Here is a 21,487-nt window from a genome sequence, read left to right on the forward strand (position 1 = left end):
CCGTGACATGCAAAAAGACAAAAAAATGCAGGGAAAAATCTCTGAAATAAAAAAGGTGACTATCCTTTTTCTGTTTTTCATCCCTTTGTCCATTAATCTTTCCATTTCCCAGACCATTGTTCTCAAGGGAAAAATAAAAAGCGAGTCCCAGGATACGGAAGGAATCCATGTTATCAATAAAACAAGGGGGAAGGCAACAATAACAGATGGTAAAGGATACTTTTCCATTCCCGTAAACTCGGGAGATACCCTGGCATTTTCTGCTGTTCAATTTTGGAAAAAAATGGTTGTTGTGGATAAACAGGTTTTGAGTGCCTCATTTCTTATCGTAGAACCGGAAGAGAAGGTGGCAGAACTGGACGAAGTAATTGTGAAAAACATGTCCGGAAATTTGGTAACGGATCTCAAAAGGACAAAAACAGATAGTATTAACGCTATGACTCTGAACCTCCCAAATGCTCATGTTATTCCACGCACACAGACAGAAAGAAAATTGTATACAGCCACAGATTGGAATTTTCATGGACTTGCGTTCTCCATTGACCCTATAATAAACGCTTTTTCAGGACGAACCAAAATGTTGAAGGACAGGCAGCGGAAGGAACAGGAAACAGCAAAACTTGAAGGAATTCATAACGGTTTCGACAATGATTTTTTTATTTCTCTCGGCATTCCCGAAGAAAAAATATACGATTTTTTATACTTTTGTTCGGTCCAGATCGGATATCATCAAATTCCGGATTTAAATAATAAAATGTTCTTGCAACAGTTTTTACAAAAACATGCGAAAACCTATGTAAAAATAAACACCCCCTCCCCGACTTCAAAAGATTAACCTGCCCGAACCCTGAATTGAAATTCTGTACAATGCGTATTATTAAAAAAATCAGTGCTCTTTTTCTTTTACTGCCCCTGCTGGCTTTTATAGGCATGCATAAATTTTACGTCAGTACTACAGATGTAAACTACGATGAAAAGTCACATGCCATACAGGTTGTTTCCCGGGTTTTTGCAGACGACCTGGAAAAGACCATAGACGCCCGGTATGGTATAAAATCCGGACTGGCCACTTCCAGGGAACATCCTGAGACAGATGATTACCTGGAAAAATATTACAACGGAAAATTTATAATCAGGGTAAACGGGAAACCGGGAAAATTCCGATTTATAGGTAAAGAATACAAAGACGACATGGTGGTTTCATATCTCGAAATCCCGGGTACTCCCCTTCCCTCTTCCATAGAAATTGAAAACAAACTGTTATACGAAACCTATCCGGAACAACAGAATATTGTACACATACGTTCCGGGGATACCAGGAAAAGTTTTTTATTGCTAAAAGATGATGACCGGTGTACGTTAAAATTCAACCGTAAATAATAACTTTCTTCAAAAAACATTTAATTTGCAACTTTGTTCCATTTACTAACACAACTCAGGTATGAATTCAGTTAAATCACTCTTTTCCTTTTTACTGGCCCTGTCTTTGTCCACCGGGACATATGCCCAAAAAGAACCAAAACAACAGGAGCATGTCAATACAAATAAATTCCGCCAGATGTACCAGGAATTTACCACACCCAATATGTTCCGTACCGCATCCGGTGCCCCCGGGCCTGCGTATTACCAGCAACAGGCAGACTACAAGATGGATATAGAGCTCGATGATAAGAATCAGAAATTATACGGGGAAGAGACCATAACCTATACCAATAATTCACCGGACAAACTGGAATACCTTTGGGTACAGCTCGATCAGAATATCCGTTCTAAAACTTCTCCCGCCCTGGATAAGGACAGTGAAAACCTTTCGCCGGCCGAAACCCCGGACCGGTTTACGGACAAATACCTGAAGGAGCCTTTCGACGGAGGCTTTAATATAGAATATGTAAAAGATGCCAGGGGAAATGCTCTTCCATACACCATCAACTATACCATGATGCGTATTGACATGCCCAAACCGTTGCAACCGGGGCAAAAAATATCCTTTGCTATCAAATGGTGGTATAATGTAAACAATCACGTGACAAACAGGGCGCGGAGCGGCTATGAACACTTCCCGAAAGACGGTAATAATACCTATGTCATAGCACAATTTTTTCCGAGGATGGCAGTATATAACGATTATGAAGGCTGGCAGAACTACCAGTTCTGGGGAAGCGGGGAATTTGCCCTCCCTTTCGGGAACTATGAAGTAAATATTACCGTCCCTGCAGATCATATGCTGGAAGCCACCGGGGAACTGCAAAACCGTAAAGACGTTTTCACCAAAGATATGATGAAACGTTACGAAGAAGCTGCCAAGTCCTTCGACAAACCGGTAATAGTGGTCACCCAGGAAGAAGCGGAAATCAAAGAAAAATCGTTCTCCGATAAGAAAAACACCTGGAAATTCAAGGCACAGAATGTCAGAGATTTTGCCTTTACCACGTCCAGAAAATATATTTTTGACGCTATGGCCGTGAAAATCGGGGACAAAACCGTGATGGCCGAATCCCTTTACCCTAAAGAAGGAAATCCTTTGTGGGAAGAGTATTCTACCAAAGTAGTGGCATATACGCTCAAGTCCTATTCCGATCACACCTTTGATTACCCATATCCCAAAGCCATTTCCGTACACGCCAGGAACCAGGGCATGGAATATCCTATGATCTGCTGGAATCACGGAAGGCCTAATGAAGATGGTACGTATTCGGACAGGGTGAAATACGGAATGATAAGTGTTATTATCCATGAAGTCGGGCATAATTTCTTCCCCATGATCGTTAATTCCGACGAGCGTCAATGGGGATGGATGGACGAAGGTCTCAACAGTTTTCTACAATACCTCACTGAGCAGGATTTTATGGAAAACTACCCATCCAGGCGTGGAAAGCCCTCCACTATGGTAACCTATATGAAGGGGGACGAGAATTTCATTGCCCCTATTATGAGTAACCCGGAAAACGTTTACCAACTGGGAAATAATGCATACGGAAAACCGGCAGCCGGGCTCACTATATTGCGAGAAACCATTATGGGGCCCGAACTTTTTGATTATGCCTTTAAAACCTATGCGCAGCGCTGGATGTTCAAACACCCTAACCCCGAAGATTTCTTTCGCACTATGGAAGACGCTTCCGGCGTAGAACTCGACTGGTTCTGGCGGGGCTGGTTCTATACCACCGATTATGTGGATATAGGTATTAAGGAGGTGAAAAAATACTATGTGTCCTCAAAACCGAGTAACCAGGTTAAGGAAATCATGGCCGCCCGTAATATTCCTGCGAACGCCCCCCTGGTGTATCTGGCAGAAGAAGGAGGTGAAAATTATAGCGATGACTTAAAAAACGGGAGTATACTAGACCATTCTACCCCCCTGAATCAGTATATCCTCGATAATTTCACCCCCGAAGAACGGGCCAAACTAAAACAACCGAAGTATTTCTTCGAAATAACATTCGAGAAACCGGGAGGAATGCCGATGCCGCTCATCGCGGAATACACTTATGCCGACGGCAGTAAAAAAACTGTAAAGTATCCCGTGGAACTTTGGAGAAAAAACGATAAGGAAGTATCTAAAGTCATTGCTACAAACAAAGAAATTACTCAGATTGTAATAGACCCGAAAGAAGAAACCGCAGATGTGGAAACCGGGAATAATTTCTGGCCGCGAAGAGAAACCAAATCAGAGTTCGACGCCTTTAAAGAACGAAATCAAAAATAAGCAGTACACAACGGGCGCTCCCCTATCGGAATGCCCGTTTTTACTTGTTTTTCTTTGAAGAAACACATAATCAATACGGTAAGAACGAGAGTTAATTTTTGTTTATCTTTTATGTTTTCCACTTTATATTTTTTCTGTATATTCGCGCAGAATTAAAGCAAGCGTTCTTTATTTTGTTTTACAAACAAAGGGATATCGGGGTGTGGCGCAGTTGGTAGCGTACACGCATGGGGTGCGTGTGGTCGCTGGTTCGAGTCCAGTCACCCCGACTTTTCAGTATCAAAAGCATTGAAAATCAGCTGATTTTCAATGCTTTTTTGTTTTTAGTCATAGCATTAGTATCGTTTGTATTCACCTGAATTCACCCCACCTGGTGAACTCCCCCGACAGCCACCGGCTCAACGCTTATCTGGATGAAGTGCACGCGCAGTTGCTCGATTGTTACAAGCAATTGTTGAACGAACTTAAAGTCATTACTCCCGATGCCATTAAAAAACGTTTTCTCGGGGAGGATGAGTAGCACAAAACCTTAATGCAGCTTGTTACCTATCATAACGAAAGTATGGTGCATACCCTGAAACCGGGTACGATGAAGAACTACTATACTACGGAAAAGTACCTGAAAGCCTTTTTAAAGGGGAAACTAAAGATAAATTGACTAACAAGCTTTTCTGAATTGGATTTATTGTACACTCATATCACGGCACAAAAAATGAAATTCCTACGATTAGAATAAAACCAACAACCGAGATGATAGTTTCCATCATTGTCCAGGATTGAAGTGTTTCCTTTTCCGTCAATCCAAGATATTTTTTCACCAGCCAAAAGCCACTGTCATTGACATGAGAAAGAATTGTTGCTCCCGCAGCTATAGAAAGTCCTATTAAAGCTTTTGTGGGGTCGGAAAGGTCGAGTTGCAAGATCACCGGCGCCATCATACCTGCTGAAGTGACCATGGCTACAGTAGCTGAACCTTGTATAACTCTTATAATAACCGCCAGTAAATAGGCCATCGTGATTGGCGCTACATTATAGGTTATAAATATTTCGGCAAGGGCTTCTCCCGCACCGCTCTCTACAAGGATTTGCTTAAACATTCCACCGGCCCCGGTAATCAAAATGATCAATCCAGCCGGAGCCAGTGCTTTATCTGAAAATTCCAGTAATTGCTTTGCATTAAAACCTTTTCTAAAACCTAAAAAATAAGAAGCCACAAGGGTGGCAATGGTCAATGCTATAAAGGGATGTCCTAAAAACTGAAGCAATCCAACCGCAAAATTGTCTCCGCTCAAATTTCCTCCCCCGACTAGCATATCCGAGGTCGTTGCGAGAAGGATCAGGAAAATGGGCAAAATGATGATAAAAAGAATCACCCAAAAATCTTTTTTGGTTTCTTCTATTTTCTTTTCTGTAGCATCAATAAAATCGGGGGTATCCACTTTTATCTTCTTTCCAATAAAATTTCCGAAGACAGGTCCTGCCACCACCGCAGTTGGAAAGCCTATTACAACTCCAAATCCAATCATCCACCCCAGCGGCACATCCAGGATTTGTGCTACAGCCACGGGTCCCGGAGTCGGAGGTATAAAAGCATGAGCAACAGCCATTCCTGCCAATAGTGGTATCGCGAAATGTAATAGGGATAATCCTGATCGATTGGCTAAAGCATATACAATAGGCACCAGTATGATGAACCCAACATCAAGAAATACAGGTATAGAAACAATAAATCCGGTAAGCATCAATGCCCAATTGGATCTTTTTTTTCCGAAGGCATTGATTATAAAATAAGCCAGCGTCTGGGCCCCTCCTGACTGCTCCAGAAGTTTTCCCAGAATGGCTCCCATACCGACCACAATTGCAATAAAACCAAGAATGTCACCCATTCCCTTCTGAAGGCTCGCGATTAATTCCATAAAAGGCATCCCTGTGGCCAGGCCCACAAAAACACTAGCAAGCAACAAAGAGATAAAAGCGTGTACTTTTAACCTCATTACCAGAACAAGCAGTAATAAAATTGAAAGAGATGCAATTATTAATAAGTAGATTGTGTTATCCATCATATTACCATTCAGCTATGCTACCATCTTTATGCCTCCACAAAGGGTTCTTCCAATTGTGCCCTTTCTCAGCCATTTTTCGAACATGGTCTTCATTTATTTTTAAACCTAAACCCGGACCTTCCGGGATTTTGACATAACCGTTTTCATAATCGAAAATCTCCTTATCTTCCAGATAATCCAGCAAGTCACTCCCCTGATTGTAATGAATTCCCAGGCTCTGCTCCTGAATAAATGCATTGTGGCAGGTCGCATCGACCTGCAGGCAGGATGCGAGGGCAATAGGGCCAAGAGGACAATGAGGCGCTACAGCCACATCAAACGCCTCTGCCATTGAGAAGATCTTCTTGCATTCTGTGATACCGCCGGCATGAGAAAGATCCGGTTGAATGATATCGACATAGCCATCCTTCAACAGATTTTTAAACTGCCATTTCGAAAACATCCTTTCTCCCGTGGCTATAGGAGTGGAGACATGTTGTGCTATCTCCCGCAGCGCTTCATTATTTTCGGGTAATACGGGTTCTTCAATAAACATGGGGCGATAAGGCTCTATTCCCTTTGCTATAATCTTTGCCATTGGCTTATGCACCCGGCCGTGAAAATCGATTCCAATCCCTATTTCGGGACCCACTGCTTCCCGTACCGCGGCAATTCTTTCTATTGCCTGGTCTACTTTCGCGTAGGAGTCCAGATATTGCAATTCTTCTGTTGCATTCATTTTCAAAGCCAAAAAACCCCGGGATACCATCTCTTTGGCGGCCTTCCCTACATCTGCAGGTCGGTCGCCACCAATCCAGGAATACACCTTTATAGAATCCCTGGCTTTTCCACCTAATAGCTGATATACGGGAGCGTTATAAAATTTACCCTTTATGTCCCACAAAGCCTGATCAATTCCTGCAATTGCGCTCATAAGGATTGGCCCACCCCTATAGAATCCGCCCCGGTACATTGTATTCCAGTGATCTTCAATGTTCATTGGATCTTTTCCAATCAATCCATGCATTAGTTCCTGCACAGCTGCTTTGACCGTTGCCGCCCTTCCCTCTATTACCGGTTCTCCCCAGCCTACGATTCCCTCATCGGTTTCAATCTTTAAAAATAACCAGCGGGGTGGTACCTGGAACAATTCGAAACTTCTAATCTTCATCTGAAATTGTTTTGTATTTATTAATAAATTTGGAAAAATGCAGACTTAACAATTCCCATTCGTTTTTGTCAACCAAATCCCCGGGTATGAGCTGACTTCCGACCCCAACTCCCTTCGCCCCGGCGCGGAAAAAATCCTCCATATTTTCAATAGAAACTCCGCCGGTGGGTAAAAGTTTAATTTGGTTGAGCGGAGCCAGCACCTGTTTTATATAATCAGGTCCGAGTTTAAAAGCAGGAAAAACCTTCACCATACTGGCACCAAGGCTCCACGCTTTATAAATTTCGGTAGGTGTATAAGCTCCCGGAAAGACGGGGATCGAATTCTCCACACACTCCTGAATAATCTTTTCTTCAATAATTGGAGTTACTATAAACTCCGAACCCGCTTCCAGCGCCCGGTCCAGGTCCTCCATAGTACAAACGGTTCCTGCACCTATGTTTAACCGGCCTTGCATCTTGTTTTTTAGAAAAGAAATCGTTTCAACTGCATTTTTAGAATTCATGGTAACCTCTAAATTTGTCAATCCTGCGCGGGCATAACATTCCGACATACTTTCTATTTGGCTGAAGGGAAAGTTCCTCAAAATTCCAATGATCGGTATCCTCTCGAACAATTCCCATGAAAATGAATTATCCATGAATTTTCAATTTATTAAATATTTCTAATTGTCCCTTTATAACAGCCTCGTCTACCAGCCGGGCAGGTAAAACGTTGGTGCTCGTGACACCCAGCTTCTTCAAGGCTTCTTCATACAAATATTTCAGGTTTGAACTACAACACAGATATATTTTTGAATCATCTTCCTTCAGAAGTTCCTTTAGCTCTGCTCCTATGAGCAGTCCACTTAGAAAATGAAAGTTCTCTTTCTTCGTCATTTTCCCGAAAAGTTCGTTGGTGCGTACCAGGAAGCTCGCATGCAGTAGATTCGTTTGAAGTGCCTGCTCTACTCCCAGCTTAAAAACTTCCATATTTTTTTGATCCGGTTCTCCTTCTGAATCTACGTTTGATGATAGAATGCTTTTTCGGGATAGCAGTTCAAAATATTCTCCGGTCATATAAGTCCTGAAATCTCGTACCTGACCTTCACTCACTTTAATATGTTTTGAATGTGTACCGGGGAAAAGAAATAAGAGGTTATCATTTTTATCTTCTACATGGATTAAGGTGCCTATCAACTGTGTTTCTTCGCCCCTCATCACATCGTTCTTACTTTGCACCCCCGAAATCAAAAGCATAGGATGCTCAAAAGTTTCGCCAGCCGGAAAATATTCTGTTCTAATTCCCTTGCCGCTCGTATGAAACGGAAGTTGCCCATAAGGCAGATTCATCATTCCGATGGAAGACGAAGCCATTCCCGAAATAATCAGCGGTACTCCCTGAAGATTCATGGAAAGATCTTTTGCTATGCTACGGATATGCTCCTGGATCACATCCAGATAAAATATGAATCTTTTATCTGCAGTTTTGTTTATTGTTGTTTTCCAGAGCCTGTGGGTAGCGGCAATTCCCTGATCCGTTTTTACTTCGGCCAAGATCCTTAACGGAGTTACCTCTACCAGCCTTAGCCGAAAAGAGGAAGTTCCCCAATCGCAGCTCAGGAATCTATTCATAATAATGGGGAGTTCTTTCTACATACATTATATCATCACATAGATAAGTAATTTTTAATAAAAATCTTATAGGTAGGGACATTTTTTTCAATTTTCAGTGGAAATTTGTGTTCTAATGTATTTATTTCTCATTCAGTTTTTAATTCGGAAAGTGGTAACTTAATAGCTTGGTTTCTTTGTTGCCATAAATAGATCATCGGGTTTACTTTCCTGATGTGGACTAGTGCAAATCAACCACTAAACCGCTATGGACTTGAAGTCTATAGTCGTTTAGCTAAGTTAGCCCAAGAGCCGGAAAAGCTACCGAAGGTTTAGTTCAACACCGTATCTAAATTCGTCAATATTTAATCTGACAGTTACGAGTAAAAAAGTAATTTTAAAACCAGATTAAATATTATGACTACACAACAAAAATCGTTTCTTCTAAATTCCCCTTTCCTTACCACATCTCCCGGGGTAATACCAGATATTTCTTGAATACTTCGTAAAAGCTGGATTTAGCATTATCTCCGATAGAAGAGTAAGATCCATACGGATGTGACCTAAATCTGCCTGTTTTATTATCCGCATCAGACACTTTAGAAAATTATATGTAGACAAATTGCAGTTGCAGTTAAGTCGTGAAAATAACAAAAACATAAACATTTATTCTCTTTGAAATAATACTATTGTGTTATACTGTACCCAAAAATACACTTGAAATATCCATCTATTTATACCTTGTTTTTTCTTCTGATAACGCTTCAAGGTCATTCACAGCAATTGAAATTTAATACTTTTACGACCCAGGACGGGCTATCTAATAATTCTGTTAATGATATTATCAGCGATAGAAACGGTATGCTGTGGATTGGCACCTGGGACGGGCTAAACAGCTTTGACGGACAGACATTTACTGTTTACAAACACGATCTTTCGGACGATTCCTCTATTGCGGGGAATGTCGTTTCCACATTTGTCAAAGATGAGCACCAGAATATCTGGATACTCACAGACAACAAGGCCGTAAGCCGATATATGGGGGATGGCAAATTTAAAAACCACTATTTCGACAATATTATACATGAGCTCTTCACAGACAACAACAATGTTATCTGGGTCCGTTCCAACAGTTCATATTTCCGACTACAAGACGGAAAATTTGCAGAAGCTTCATATTCCGCTCCCGGTGAAGACTACCAAATCGACAATCTGAAAAATATTTTGTGGTCACAATTCCCTGATCTGACCATCAAGGATGTCCTGAAAGACGACAAAGGAAATATTTGGTATGCTACACGGGAAGGACTTTTTATTCTTCCCAACACCAATAAGAATATTTACAATGAACAATTTGTGCACTACACTTACGACCTGTATTCGGAATACAGTTTTAAGAGTAATGATATAGAAAAACTATACGAGGATAGTTTTAACAACATCTGGCTTGCTCATAAAGACGGGGGCATCAGTATGGTATATAAAGGGTCGGAAAACATCAATACCATACTCCCGCATCCAAACCGGTTTCCGCATTTGCCCAATGAAACTATACGTGCCATTACCCAAGACCATCATAGCAAAATATGGCTGGGGTACTACACCAAAGGGCTGTACTATTATAGTGAAAACTCCGGATGTTACCTCCACTATCCCATTGCCGAAACCCAAAAAAATCCGGATTGGGGACGTATCCGAAGCTTGCATACCGCAAAAGACGGTTCCGTATGGGTAGGCACCTACGCAGGTCTGATCCACATAACAGGAGATACGTACCAGCTTATACGTGCCGAGGAACATCAAAATTTCCCCAACAACCGCAACTACGCCTTCTTTGAAGAAGAAGATGCATTCTGGATAACCTGTTGGGGCGGGCTCGCCCGCTACAATAAAAACAAAAGTTCCTTCGAATATTTTCCGGGACAGGAAAAATTAAATAAATATCATTTTCGTCAACTTGTGAAAAACGGGGCTGTTATCGCCCTCGCTTCCGAAAACCATGGCATGGTGATATTAAATACCCTTACCGGAAATGTAGAAGAAATAAACCTTAACTCCGGGCTTACGGGCAATAGTGTATACTACATCTACAAAGACCCCGAAACCGACTATTACTGGATTGCTACCCTGGGCGGTATTACCATTTACGACTTCAACAATCGTGAGCTGATCCGGCAAATCACCGAAGAAGACGGTTTGCCCAGCCACATGGTATACAGTCTTTTACCCAACAGGGATGCCCTGTGGGTAAGTACTACCAAAGGTATTGCCTCTGTAGATAAAAGAGATTTTAGTGTTACTACATTTCCTCCCGAAGAAGGGTGGCAAGGTGCCGAGTTCTCCGAAGGTTCCTATTATCAGGACAACAAGGGGATGCTGTATTTTGGCGGTATTCACGGACTTAATTACTTTCAACCGGAAGCTATTGTCCCACAGCAGCCGAAGCCGAAATTAAAGATAAAAATCGACCACAAAGAAAATTATGCCGAATCGTATACCAAATCTTACGCCGACAACAGTTTACAGGCAGAACTAACTCCTATTTACTTTTCCAAAAGAAAATCACCTATATTTTACCAGCTGGAAGGACATGACAAAACCTGGATTCCTCTTAAAAACCCCACAATTCACTACGATCATCTTCACCCCGGATCATATCGACTACTCATCAAGAAAGGAGACGATGCCAATGCTTTGATTTCTTCGGTAGTCAACTTAAAAATAGAACCCCCTTTCTATAAAGCTTCCTGGTTTTTCACTATGTTAATAGTCGTTGGCCTCAGCTTCATCCTCATATACATATACCGCAAAAACCGAATTTCCATCAGAAATCAGAAAAAACTCGAAGAAAAAATACAGAGACGAACCCAAACCATAGAAGCTCATAAAAATGAACTTGTCAGTATCAACAAAGATTTAAACCAGAAAAACAAAGAAATATCGGATCAAAAAAATCAATTACTCCGTTATTATCAGCAATTAAAGGATAAGGATTTTGAGATTGAAAAATTCAAAACTTTTATACTGTCCGAATTTAAACCTCCCATACACAGTATTCTAAATCATATTGAAACCGTAAACTTCTCGCCATCGGTCAAAAACCAGCTTTTGGATCAGGTGGATACCTTACTACAGGTCCTGGAGGAATGGAAATATCTGGACCAGGTAGATGAACTGGGAGATCTCCAAAAAGTTCCGGTGAAATTCAAGGACTTTGCCGAAGGATTAACTCCTCAGTTTTCCGGTTCGAAAACCCAATTGGAAATCAGGTTTTCCGAAGAAGAAAAAGAGAAGATGATATTACTGGACAGTCTTCGGTTTAAACTCTTATTTAGATATATCACCACGGATCTTTTAAAATACATCGAAAAAGAGCACCGCCTTTTTGTGGAGATCTCCCTTCAAAATAAGCAAATCCGGATCTCCCTCAGTACCTATAGCAACATGGTAAAAATGAACTGGGAGAGCATTTCGCTTTTTAGCCCGTATTACAGAGCATTCCATTCGTTAGTCCGCGATATGGACGGAAAGCTCAATATAGACACCCGGTCTTCCACGCTACAGATCACCATACAACTGCCTGTGGTATATGCAGAGACAGAACAATTAGAAGACACGCGCATTTTGTGGAAGCACTTAAACACTAAAAACCATCTTCCGAAGGGAAGGAAAAACATCCTGGTGTACTGTGCGGCTTATGACATGACCATCGCACAGCAGCTGTTGGAAGGCAAAAATACCAGTCTTATTTTTGAAAACGAAGCTGCAAATCTGCAAACCGCTTTAAAACAATTGGACATACACGCACTCGTCATTTACGATCTTCCCTTTTCCAATGATCTGATCCGAAGTTTACAACAAAAAGACAAGCGTCTGCCCGGTATTTATATTTCGGAAAGTCTGAATGTGAGTTTTAAGGAACATCTCATCGAATTGGGTATTGACAGTGTCATCAACCTACCTACACGAAAACATTTTATTGTCAAAACCTTACATTCATTACTTCAAAAAGGCGAAGATTATCAACGCGAAAAATCTATACATCCCCTGGTTGTAAATCGCGAAGGCGAGGAAATGATGACACCACATGAAAAACTTGCACAAAAGGGCATTGACATTATTCAGCAACAACTGGGCAATCCTTCTTTCAACGTGGAACAACTCATCGCTGACCTGGAAATATCGAGAGCTAAGTGTTATCGCATTTTCAAAGAAGTCTTCCATCAGGCTCCTTCTGAAGTAATACACGAACTGCGGTTACAAAAAAGCAGTTACCTCTTACAGAAAAAAGGATTGAACATCTCCGAAATAAGTTTCGAATGCGGTTTTAACGACCCGAAGTACTTCAGTAAAGCATTTAAGAAAAGATATGGTCACAATCCGAGACAGTTCAGAAACCAAAAAGAGATACAGGAAAATTAAGACCGGATTACGCCATTGTTACGGCTTTGTTAATGCAACAAATATACACCTTTCTCCATCATAAAAACACCATAAACGAACGCTAAAAGCACCTTTATGAACTTATTTTACCCCCTTTAAAACATATAGGACAGTACCTTTCAAATGTAAATCAAACTTTAATTCACATGAGAAAAAGTACTGTATTATTGGTTTTGCTGAACCTGTTCTGTGTCACAGGACTGATGGCACAGCAAGTCCTGGAAGGAACAGTAGTTTCCAAAAAAGACAATGTCCCCATTCCCGCTGCAACGGTCATTCCGGACAACAGCAGCGGAAAGGGAGCCTCCACCGATTTTGATGGTAATTTCACGATATCGGTAGATCAGAAAGAAGGAATGCTTACCATTTCTTCCATGGGATACACGACTCTGGAGATTCCATATAAAGCTGGCGAAAAACTTTATATCGAACTGGAAGACGAAATCAACCGTCTTGAAGAAGTGGTTCTCATCGGCTATGGCTCGGCCAAAAAAGGAGATCTTACCTCTGCCGTCGCCACGGTGGAAAACGTCGAATCCATAGCGAGCAGGCCGGTGAGCAACGTCAACGATTTCCTGCAGGGGAATCTTCCCGGTGTTACCGTACTGCAACAAGGAGGAGATCCCACCCAGGACGGGCAGGTCGTTATTCGTGGTTACGGATCTTTTGAGACCGAATCTCCTTTAACTGTTGTCGATGGCGTTCCCTATTACGGCCCGCCCATAAATCCCAACGACATCGCTTCCATCTCCGTTTTAAAAGATGCCGCCGCTGCTGCAATATACGGTGCACAGGCTTCATCGGGAGTTATCGTAATTGAGACCAAAAGCGGAAAAAGCGGAAAACCAAAAGTAGCTGTCGACGTGTACAGCGGGTTCCAGAAAGCCAACAACCTTCCCACTGCACTGAATGCAGAGCAGCAGGCCCGGGTATACAACACCGCAGCAGATAATGCAGGTGCAGGAGCTTCCAGGCTATCAGCACACGATGCAGAACAAAACCCGTGGGGACAGACTACCCGTACCAACTGGATGGACGAAATATTCAGAACAGCTGCCATATACAATGTCAACGCCAATGTCTCCGGTGGAGCTGAAAATATAAGATATATGACTTCTTTCGGTTACCAGAAAAAGGAAGGGGTACTTATCGGTACGGAAAGAGAACGTTACAACTTTAGAGTAAAAACGGATATTGACCTTACGGATAAGATCACCATAGGAGAAAATGTGTACTATTCCAGAACCGACGCTGTCGGGACCAATACCTCCAGTGGGTATAGCGGATCTATTATCAACGCCATCTATATGCCTTCCGCAGCTTCTGTTTACAATGACGACGGAACGTTCCAGGGTGTTGTTCCCGAAGAGCTCGCCAATTTTGCCGGCGCTTACGGAGATGTGTACAACCCCGTGGCCCTGTTAATGCGGCCCACAACCACCAACCCGACTGACTTTATTAACGCCAATGTTTATTTTAAATACGATATCCTCGACGGATTGAAATTTAAATCTACGTACTCGTATAACTATACCGGGCAACGCTACAAACAATTTCAGCCACGGATTCCGGAATTAGGCAGAACGAACCTCAACAATTATCTGTACCAGAGTAATGCCACTACGAATAAATGGATATGGGACAACCAGATCAGTTACGACAAAACCTTTGGAAAACACCATTTGAACGCCACGGCAATCTACTCTTCGCAGCATACGGATTACGAGTATTACTACCAGGAAGGACAAGGGTTTAGCAGTGAAGAACCTTACAACCAGTACATGGGCAATGCCACCTCGGTATTAATGCCGGAAACCGACGTTTACGAAGACGCGCTTACCTCTGCCATCGGCAGGGTGATGTACAACTACGACAACCGTTATTACCTCTCAGCCAGTTTGAGAAGAGACGCCTCTTCCCGGTTGGCCAGGAGCAACCAATCGGACTACTTCCCTTCTGCTTCTGCTGCCTGGAGAATAGGAAATGAGTCTTTCTTTGACAATATACACACCGTAAACGATTTAAAACTCAGAGCTTCCTGGGGCCAGATCGGGAATATCAACTCTGTAGGTTATTACTCTTACGATGTCCCCATGTACAACACCAAGGTGGCCATAGGCGAAGGAAGCGGTCTGGACGACAAGGGGACCTATCTCGGTCGCCAATCCAATCCGAACCTGAAATGGGAGACTTCCGAATCCGTCGATATAGGTCTGGATGCCAGTCTGTTCAACAATACACTCGGACTCACCATAGATTATTTTGAGAAGCGGACCAAACAAATGATTATCCCGGGACAGGAAGACGCACACCAGGGAACTCTCGCTCCGGATGTAAACGGCGGTGAAGTAAAAAACACCGGATGGGAATTTGCTTTGAACTACAACAACACCATCGGCGACCTGCAATACGGCATTACCGCAGGGTTTTTCCTGCTGGATAACAAGCTCGTCAACCTCGACGGTTACAGCAACAGCGGCATAGACTACAGGACTCATAATGACGACAATGTGCGAAGCGTACTCACCCCTTTTCGTTCCAAAGTGGGGCAACCCCTGTATTCCTACTACCTTATTCCGCAACAAGGTATCTTCCAGACCCAGGAAGAGATCAATGTTTATACCGGCCCTGACGGGCAATTGATTCAACCCAACGCCCTTCCGGGGGACTTCAAGTTTGCAGACACCAACGGTGACGGAAAGATCGGTGATGATGACCGGGTGTTTATGGGCAACTACCAGCCTGATGTAACGTATAACTTCACCTTAAACCTCAACTACAAAAATTTTGATCTGAGCATGTTCTTCCAGGGTGTCGGGGGCGCTAAAGCCTTTAACGGTTACAAATACTCTACTTACAACGCTTCTTTGCAAGGGTACAACCTCGACAACAGGGTATTAAACGCCTGGAGCCCGGAAAACACCAATACCGGAATTCCGAGATTATCTACCAAAGACAGCAATCAAACTTATGGTAATACGTCGAGCTGGTACCTGGAAGATGCCGCTTACCTGCGCATGAAAAATATCACCCTGGGTTATAATCTACCGGAAAAAGCGCTTGTTTTTCTGGGAGATCAAGCTTCCCTGAGGATTTTCTTTTCTGCTGACAACGTGTTTACCATTACCAATTATTCCGGACTCGACCCTGAGGTTGGTAACAACGGGCTGGACATCGGTAGATATCCATTATCCAGCGCTTACACATTAGGTTTAAATTTTAAATTCTAACACTATGAAAAAGTCAATCATACAAATAATAACTGCCGGGGTTATCGGTTTAGCTTCCTATAGCTGTTCTGACGACTTTACGGAATTAACGCCCAAAGGAAGTGCTTCTTACGAAACTTTCTGGAGCAATGAACAAGATGCAACAGAGGCCGTAAACAGTATGTATCGATACTTACCGGACGACTTTGGCCGGGGATACTTCTGGTACATCAACGCTTCGGACGATATGATTACGGGCCGTGTTAAAGCAGGGCCGGACAACATTAAAAACTTTAATCCAAGCGGAGATGAAAACTACATGAATAGTTTATATCCGAACGGATATAGCGTTATCCGGCGTGCCAATGAAGTACTGACGAATGTTCCGGAAATTGATATGGACGAAAATATAAAAAACCATTTATTGGGAGAAGCTTACTTTATGAGAGCATTCTACTATTTCTGGCTTGCACATACGTATGGCGACAATGGCACCAGCGGCGGTATCCCCATAGTCACCGAAGAAAACATGACACAAGAAGCGGGTACTTTTACCCGACCGGAGAGTGTTATTGAAAATTATCAGCAAATTATAGCTGATTTGGAAAACGCTGCCGCTCTCCTACCGTTGTTTACCGACATGGAAAGCGAAAATTACGGTCGCCCCCACAAAGATGCGGCCTATGCCTATATGGCGAAAACCCATCTGTACTGGGCACAATACGACAATTCCAAATACACCGATGTAGTCACCGCTTGTGATGCCGTTACCAATTCCGGTTCCGGAAGAGCGCTTATAGACACCGGTAACCCGGACCGGGATTTCCGTACCTTACACAGCGCCGAAAACAATTGGGCTTCGGAGTACATCTGGTCTGTAAACTCCAGTGTAACCAACAATGCGGGAAGCATACTTCCGGGCTGTATGCTGGAAAACAAAGGCTGGGGCAGCTATAACGGTTGGGGATATTATCAACCTACGGAAAGTCTGTACCAGGAATTTGAAGAAGAAGATCCCAGGCGTGAAGTTACCATCTTAAAGTACGGCGATGAATTCGAATACTTTGGTGAAACCCGCCATTTCCAGTCGGAAAACTCACTTTCCGGGTTCCAGTTCAACAAATACATGGTGGAATACGGTTTCTCCAATCCCGTGGGAAGCTACATCAACACCAATGGTGATTTCCCTTCTACTACGTATAACGTTCCCCTGATGCGATATGCGGAAGTCTTACTGATGAAATCCGAAGCGTTGATCATGCTGGGGAATAACGGAGATGCTCCTTTAAACCAGGTGAGAGATCGCGCCGGGCTTCCTCCCGTTTCCGGAGCTACTATGGAAGATTTGAAGCACGAACGCCGCGTAGAACTGGCCGGAGAATTTGCCAATCGTCATTTCGACCTGGTGCGTTGGGGAAATGCCCGGGAAGTATACAGCCAACCGCTGTACGGCAGAATTCACACGGACCGTTCCGACCCCTTTTCCGATTACACTTTGGAAGTAGTATGGCCCGCACGAAATTTTGATCCGTCTTATATGAATGTATGGCCTATACCTAATACCGTAATTCAGTCATCAGGAATTACCCCGAATACAGGTTGGTAACAACACCGACAATAATTTTTTAACGCAATGAAGGGTGTTTATTGATCACTTACACCCTTCATTTTTAAATTCCGATAAATGTTTAAATTAACATACCGATTGGCAATTGCGGCCATCTATCTATTTTCTGCTCATACAATAAATGCACAGCACTACGACTCTTTTAAAATTCACTCCCACAACGACTACGAGCAGAAATCACCCTTCTGGAACGCCTATGCCAACGGGTTAACGTCTATCGAAGTGGATGTTTTTTTAAAAAACAACACGCTTTACGCCACCCATACGGAAAGTGAGATCGTAGAGCACAGCACGATACAATCTCTTTACCTGGAACCACTTTTAAGGGAAGTAAAATCCGGAAAAATCACTGACAATATCCAATTGCTTATCGACCTTAAATCCGAGGCGAAAAGTACATTAAAAGAAATCGTAAAGGTGTTGAAGAAATATCCGGAACTCACTTCCAATCCTAAAATCAGTTTTGTTATATCCGGGAATCGCCCTGCTCCGGAAGACTATAGCGATTACCCCGAGTATATTTTGTTCGACTGGCAAGACGTCGATAATCATCCCGCCTCTAACTGGGATAAAGTAGCATTGATTAGCGTTAATTTTGCAGATTATTCCGTGTGGAACGGACTGGGGAGACTCACCGCAGAAGATAAAGAAAGTGTAATCTCTGTTATCGAAAAAGCACATGCCGGTGGTAAACCCTTCCGCTTTTGGGGAGCCCCGGATACCAAATCTACCTGGAAGACCTTTGCCGAATTGGGAGTAGATTATATCAACACAGACCAACCTGCAGCTTCTTCCGAATATCTCGGAAGTTTAACGGAACGTACTTTTACCAATACCGATTATTCGGTTCCTTACACACCGAGTTTTGAAAGTGACAGGACAGATGGAGAAATTCAAAATGTGATATTGCTTATTGGCGATGGCTTCGGACTGACACAACTCTCTTCGGCTGTTTTCTCTAACAACAATACTTCCACCATCACTCAATTGAAGAGCATTGGCTTGATGAAAACACAGTCTGCAGACGACTTCACCACAGATTCTGCTGCTGCAGGAACCGCTTTGGCTACCGGGGAAAAAACGAACAACCGGGCTATAGGAACAGATACTAAGGGTAAGCCTTTAGAGAATATTACCGAGTTGCTGGGCCAACACGATTTTGCTTCCGGAATTATAACCACCGACCGGATTGCAGGGGCTACACCTTCCGCATTCTATGCGCATCAAAAAGAACGTTCGGAATCCGAACGCATAGCCCGTGACCTGCTCAACAGTAAAATCTCCCTTCTTGTCGGCGGTGGTAAGACCGATTTTGAGGCTATCGTAAAACAATCGGAATTTACTGTAGCAGACCAGGTACAGGACATCGCCTCTTCCACAGCAGACAAGGTATGCTGGTTTATGGCTCCCGGTGGAGTTCCTTCTGTTTTAAAAGGAAGAAAAGATGATCTGGCACAAGCCACCAAATACGGTCTGGAATACTTAAACGACAAGAAAAAGCCTTTCTTTCTCATGGTCGAAGGAGCTCAGATAGACTGGGGCGGACACGCCAACAATACCGATATGATCATTACAGAGGGGATCGATTTTGACAAAGCGGTCACCGAAGCCATCCGCTTTGCCGACACCCATAAAAACACTTTGGTTATCATCACTGCAGATCATGAGACCTCCGGTTTTAGCATACCGCAAGGAAATATTGCAACATCTTTTATCGAGGGTGATTTCACCACTCACGACCACACAGGTGTTATGGTCCCTGTATTTGCATACGGCCCTCATTCCGATGTTTTTAACGGCGTATACGAAAATACCGGTATTTTTCATAAAATTATAGGGTTACTTCAGCTGAATGAACGCAGATAAAAACGATACATCCTTCAGTTGCGGGTTGGTTAAGAACTAAGATAACTAAAATTCCCGAATTTTATGCTTGCAGGATTGGCTAGGGGAAATAAATAAAGGGGAGGGTTGCTCACCATCCCCTTTGGTAATATCTGATTTGATCGCTTATTACAATAAATAAGGAATGGGGTTATACCCATTCCTTAATATGTTCTCCGCCACCGCCGGAAAGCATACGGCAGGAAATAGTGAAATTCATTTTGTAATAAAAGAACTTACCTTTTTTTGGGCAAAGCCAGTATAAAACTGCTTTTCGAAAAGTGTTCTTTACCAAACATATCTGTAGCCCGAACCTCTATGTTATGCCGGCCTGTTTCCAGTTTGGTCGGAATATTCCCTTTCCATAAGTGAGTGGAGTTTATGGGATTGGACGAGCGTCTTCCTGTAAACAGGGAATCCGAAGTATCCCATTCGTAGACCTGCCGTACATATGACGGATCGGCTTCCTCCAGGAATAGCATTGGTTTCCAATTACCATTATCTATACGATATTCAACAGTATCACCTGCATTTCCCATAAAGAAATTCACATAGATTCCGGCCTGAGTCCTGCGCCCCTTGGCCACTACTTTAGGAGCAAAGATCTCCATTTGATAGTCTTCAGATCGGCCGGCTACTTTATAGTCTACCTCGTACTGATTTCCGTTAAAACGAATAAAGGCATAGCCTTTGGGAGTCCCGTCCCGCATGGTGGAAACCGGAATTCCCTCATCGTTAAGTTTTCCGGAGTACCAGTCTCCTGAAGTCGTTCCTACATTGTATTCATGGTGTGGATTTTCACCTTTCCAGCCTTCTTTTTCAGTAAAGAAATCCTGCTTCTGGATGTGGGTATGGGCCGATAATGACAGGGTATACGGGTACTCCTTCAGCAGGTTAAAGAGCCTTTCCCTGTCTTCATCGATAAAGGCATCTCCCCCGGGTTCGCTGAGCGGAATGTGAAATGCCAGGACCACCAGGTGATCTTTTGGAACGTATTTCAGGTCATTTTCCACAAAATCGAGCTGATCCTTTCTGAATCCGCCCCAGTATCCCTTGTCATCACGGGGATCGGGATAGATAATGTCATCGAGGATAATAAAATGGACCTTTCCGTAGTTAAAGGCATAATTGTTAGGACCGAAGTGGGCTTCATAGGTTTCATCGGATAGTTTGTCGTCCTGAACATCAAAGTTCATATCGTGATTGCCCATCACATTATACCAGGGAAGTCCCACTTTTCTGACCGCTTCTATATACGGATTGAACAAAGCCAGATCATTTCCCACGAGGTCACCCAGACTAAGACCGAAAGATATACCTTCTATTCCTTCTACCTCCGAAACGACTCCGCGGGCAAAATAGTCCACTTCCTCAGGAGTATAGGGCTGGGGGTCTCCGAATACCAGCGTGGTAAATTCCAGGGGTTCTTCAACGGCATGCAGTGCAAAGTCAACAGACCGGGGTAACTTTCCCGTCGGAGCCACTCCCATAAACTTTAAATCCGGGCTTCCCCCGGGTTTATGTATGTAATAGAATTCCGGCAGGTTGTTGTCATTTACCGGAACGGTATACCCGGCGGGTTTGATCACCGAGATAATATTGTCATCTCCAACGGGAAGTTCGTATTTCCCTTCAGGACCGGTTAAGGCCACCTCTATACCGTTGGTAACGGGTACTGTTGCAATACCCTTTTCTCCGGAATCCTTCCGACCATTCTTGTTCGAATCGTTAAAAACCACTCCCGTTACCCGCTCTTGTGCGTAGGTAGTGATATTCAGTAACAATAAAAGTAATAAAGTTGTCTTTTTCATCG

General features: G+C 43.1%; 14 protein-coding genes and 1 tRNA gene. 10 read left to right on the top strand and 5 right to left on the bottom strand.

From position 1 onward, the window contains the following. The first annotated feature begins 25 nt into the window (after nucleotides 1-25). The 6 genes from ACVBDY_RS21160 to ACVBDY_RS21185 all read left to right on the top strand — a co-directional run bounded on the left by ACVBDY_RS21160 (nucleotide 26) and on the right by ACVBDY_RS21185 (nucleotide 4,364). Nucleotides 26-835 carry a carboxypeptidase-like regulatory domain-containing protein gene (locus ACVBDY_RS21160; protein WP_447177467.1) on the top strand — a complete coding sequence of 270 codons (810 nt, stop codon included), beginning with the start codon at nucleotides 26-28 and terminating at the stop codon, nucleotides 833-835. A gap of 32 nt (nucleotides 836-867) precedes the next feature. Beyond that, nucleotides 868-1,380, top strand: coding sequence for a DUF6702 family protein (locus tag ACVBDY_RS21165; RefSeq protein WP_447177468.1), 513 nt, complete (start codon nucleotides 868-870; stop codon nucleotides 1,378-1,380). A gap of 61 nt (nucleotides 1,381-1,441) precedes the next feature. Beyond that, nucleotides 1,442-3,706 carry a M1 family metallopeptidase gene (locus ACVBDY_RS21170; protein ID WP_447177469.1) on the top strand — a complete coding sequence of 755 codons (2,265 nt, stop codon included), beginning with the start codon at nucleotides 1,442-1,444 and terminating at the stop codon, nucleotides 3,704-3,706. A 196-nt stretch (nucleotides 3,707-3,902) separates the two neighbouring features. Further along, a tRNA-Pro gene (locus tag ACVBDY_RS21175) sits at nucleotides 3,903-3,975 on the top strand. A gap of 104 nt (nucleotides 3,976-4,079) precedes the next feature. Further along, complete coding sequence (locus ACVBDY_RS21180) at nucleotides 4,080-4,226, top strand: hypothetical protein (protein WP_447177470.1); 147 nt, start codon at nucleotides 4,080-4,082, stop codon at nucleotides 4,224-4,226. Between the two features lie 12 nt (nucleotides 4,227-4,238). Continuing rightward, nucleotides 4,239-4,364, top strand: a complete 126-nt coding sequence (locus tag ACVBDY_RS21185; protein ID WP_447177471.1) for a phage integrase SAM-like domain-containing protein — start codon at nucleotides 4,239-4,241, stop codon at nucleotides 4,362-4,364. Between the two features lie 40 nt (nucleotides 4,365-4,404). Here the strand turns inward: ACVBDY_RS21185 and ACVBDY_RS21190 are convergent, their stop codons facing one another. The 4 genes from ACVBDY_RS21190 to ACVBDY_RS21205 are packed head-to-tail and all read right to left on the bottom strand — an operon-like array spanning nucleotide 4,405 to nucleotide 8,532. Beyond that, on the bottom strand, nucleotides 4,405-5,769 hold the full coding sequence (locus tag ACVBDY_RS21190) for a GntP family permease (protein WP_447177472.1): 1,365 nt from the start codon (nucleotides 5,767-5,769) through the stop codon (nucleotides 4,405-4,407). A 1-nt stretch (nucleotide 5,770) separates the two neighbouring features. Next, nucleotides 5,771-6,919, bottom strand: coding sequence for a galactonate dehydratase (dgoD, locus tag ACVBDY_RS21195; RefSeq protein ID WP_447177473.1), 1,149 nt, complete (start codon nucleotides 6,917-6,919; stop codon nucleotides 5,771-5,773). Then, the gene (locus ACVBDY_RS21200) at nucleotides 6,909-7,559 is read right to left on the bottom strand and encodes a bifunctional 4-hydroxy-2-oxoglutarate aldolase/2-dehydro-3-deoxy-phosphogluconate aldolase (RefSeq protein ID WP_447177474.1); all 651 of its coding nucleotides are present in this window, start codon (nucleotides 7,557-7,559) and stop codon (nucleotides 6,909-6,911) included. The genes dgoD and ACVBDY_RS21200 overlap by 11 nt, the downstream gene beginning before the upstream one ends. Next, the gene (locus tag ACVBDY_RS21205) at nucleotides 7,552-8,532 is read right to left on the bottom strand and encodes a 2-dehydro-3-deoxygalactonokinase (RefSeq protein ID WP_447177475.1); all 981 of its coding nucleotides are present in this window, start codon (nucleotides 8,530-8,532) and stop codon (nucleotides 7,552-7,554) included. Before ACVBDY_RS21205 ends, ACVBDY_RS21200 begins: the two co-directional genes overlap by 8 nt. 696 nt (nucleotides 8,533-9,228) lie before the next feature. Here ACVBDY_RS21205 and ACVBDY_RS21210 point away from each other — a divergent pair. The 4 genes from ACVBDY_RS21210 (at nucleotide 9,229) to ACVBDY_RS21225 (ending at nucleotide 19,656) form a co-directional block, all read left to right on the top strand. After that, on the top strand, nucleotides 9,229-12,933 hold the full coding sequence (locus ACVBDY_RS21210; protein WP_447177476.1) for a two-component regulator propeller domain-containing protein: 3,705 nt from the start codon (nucleotides 9,229-9,231) through the stop codon (nucleotides 12,931-12,933). 167 nt (nucleotides 12,934-13,100) lie between these two features. Further along, nucleotides 13,101-16,184: a SusC/RagA family TonB-linked outer membrane protein gene (locus ACVBDY_RS21215; RefSeq protein ID WP_447177477.1), complete on the top strand. Its 3,084-nt coding sequence runs from the start codon at nucleotides 13,101-13,103 to the stop codon at nucleotides 16,182-16,184. 4 nt (nucleotides 16,185-16,188) lie between these two features. Continuing rightward, nucleotides 16,189-17,769 (top strand): RagB/SusD family nutrient uptake outer membrane protein, encoded by a 1,581-nt coding sequence (locus tag ACVBDY_RS21220; protein ID WP_447177478.1) that lies wholly within the window; start codon nucleotides 16,189-16,191, stop codon nucleotides 17,767-17,769. A 78-nt stretch (nucleotides 17,770-17,847) separates the two neighbouring features. Then, entirely contained in the window at nucleotides 17,848-19,656 is a 1,809-nt protein-coding gene (locus ACVBDY_RS21225; RefSeq protein WP_447177479.1) for an alkaline phosphatase, read from the top strand. Nucleotides 19,657-19,910: 254 nt separating this feature from the next. Here ACVBDY_RS21225 and ACVBDY_RS21230 read toward each other — a convergent pair whose 3' ends face one another. Beyond that, the gene (locus ACVBDY_RS21230; protein ID WP_447177480.1) at nucleotides 19,911-21,485 is read right to left on the bottom strand and encodes a calcineurin-like phosphoesterase C-terminal domain-containing protein; all 1,575 of its coding nucleotides are present in this window, start codon (nucleotides 21,483-21,485) and stop codon (nucleotides 19,911-19,913) included. Nucleotides 21,486-21,487 lie beyond the last annotated feature (2 nt).

The organism is Sinomicrobium halophytocola (assembly GCF_052983395.1).

What these genes read in the sequence shown, in the direction of transcription:
- ACVBDY_RS21205 (WP_447177475.1), bottom strand. Translation starts at nt 8,532, where the DNA reads ATGAATAGATTCCTGAGCTGCGATTGGGGAACTTCCTCTTTTCGGCTA.
- ACVBDY_RS21190 (WP_447177472.1), bottom strand. Translation starts at nt 5,769, where the DNA reads ATGATGGATAACACAATCTACTTATTAATAATTGCATCTCTTTCAATT.
- ACVBDY_RS21165 (WP_447177468.1), top strand. Translation starts at nt 868, where the DNA reads ATGCGTATTATTAAAAAAATCAGTGCTCTTTTTCTTTTACTGCCCCTG.
- ACVBDY_RS21185 (WP_447177471.1), top strand. Translation starts at nt 4,239, where the DNA reads ATGCAGCTTGTTACCTATCATAACGAAAGTATGGTGCATACCCTGAAA.
- ACVBDY_RS21225 (WP_447177479.1), top strand. Translation starts at nt 17,848, where the DNA reads ATGTTTAAATTAACATACCGATTGGCAATTGCGGCCATCTATCTATTT.
- ACVBDY_RS21215 (WP_447177477.1), top strand. Translation starts at nt 13,101, where the DNA reads ATGAGAAAAAGTACTGTATTATTGGTTTTGCTGAACCTGTTCTGTGTC.
- ACVBDY_RS21200 (WP_447177474.1), bottom strand. Translation starts at nt 7,559, where the DNA reads ATGGATAATTCATTTTCATGGGAATTGTTCGAGAGGATACCGATCATT.
- dgoD (WP_447177473.1), bottom strand. Translation starts at nt 6,919, where the DNA reads ATGAAGATTAGAAGTTTCGAATTGTTCCAGGTACCACCCCGCTGGTTA.
- ACVBDY_RS21160 (WP_447177467.1), top strand. Translation starts at nt 26, where the DNA reads ATGCAGGGAAAAATCTCTGAAATAAAAAAGGTGACTATCCTTTTTCTG.
- ACVBDY_RS21220 (WP_447177478.1), top strand. Translation starts at nt 16,189, where the DNA reads ATGAAAAAGTCAATCATACAAATAATAACTGCCGGGGTTATCGGTTTA.
- ACVBDY_RS21230 (WP_447177480.1), bottom strand. Translation starts at nt 21,485, where the DNA reads ATGAAAAAGACAACTTTATTACTTTTATTGTTACTGAATATCACTACC.
- ACVBDY_RS21170 (WP_447177469.1), top strand. Translation starts at nt 1,442, where the DNA reads ATGAATTCAGTTAAATCACTCTTTTCCTTTTTACTGGCCCTGTCTTTG.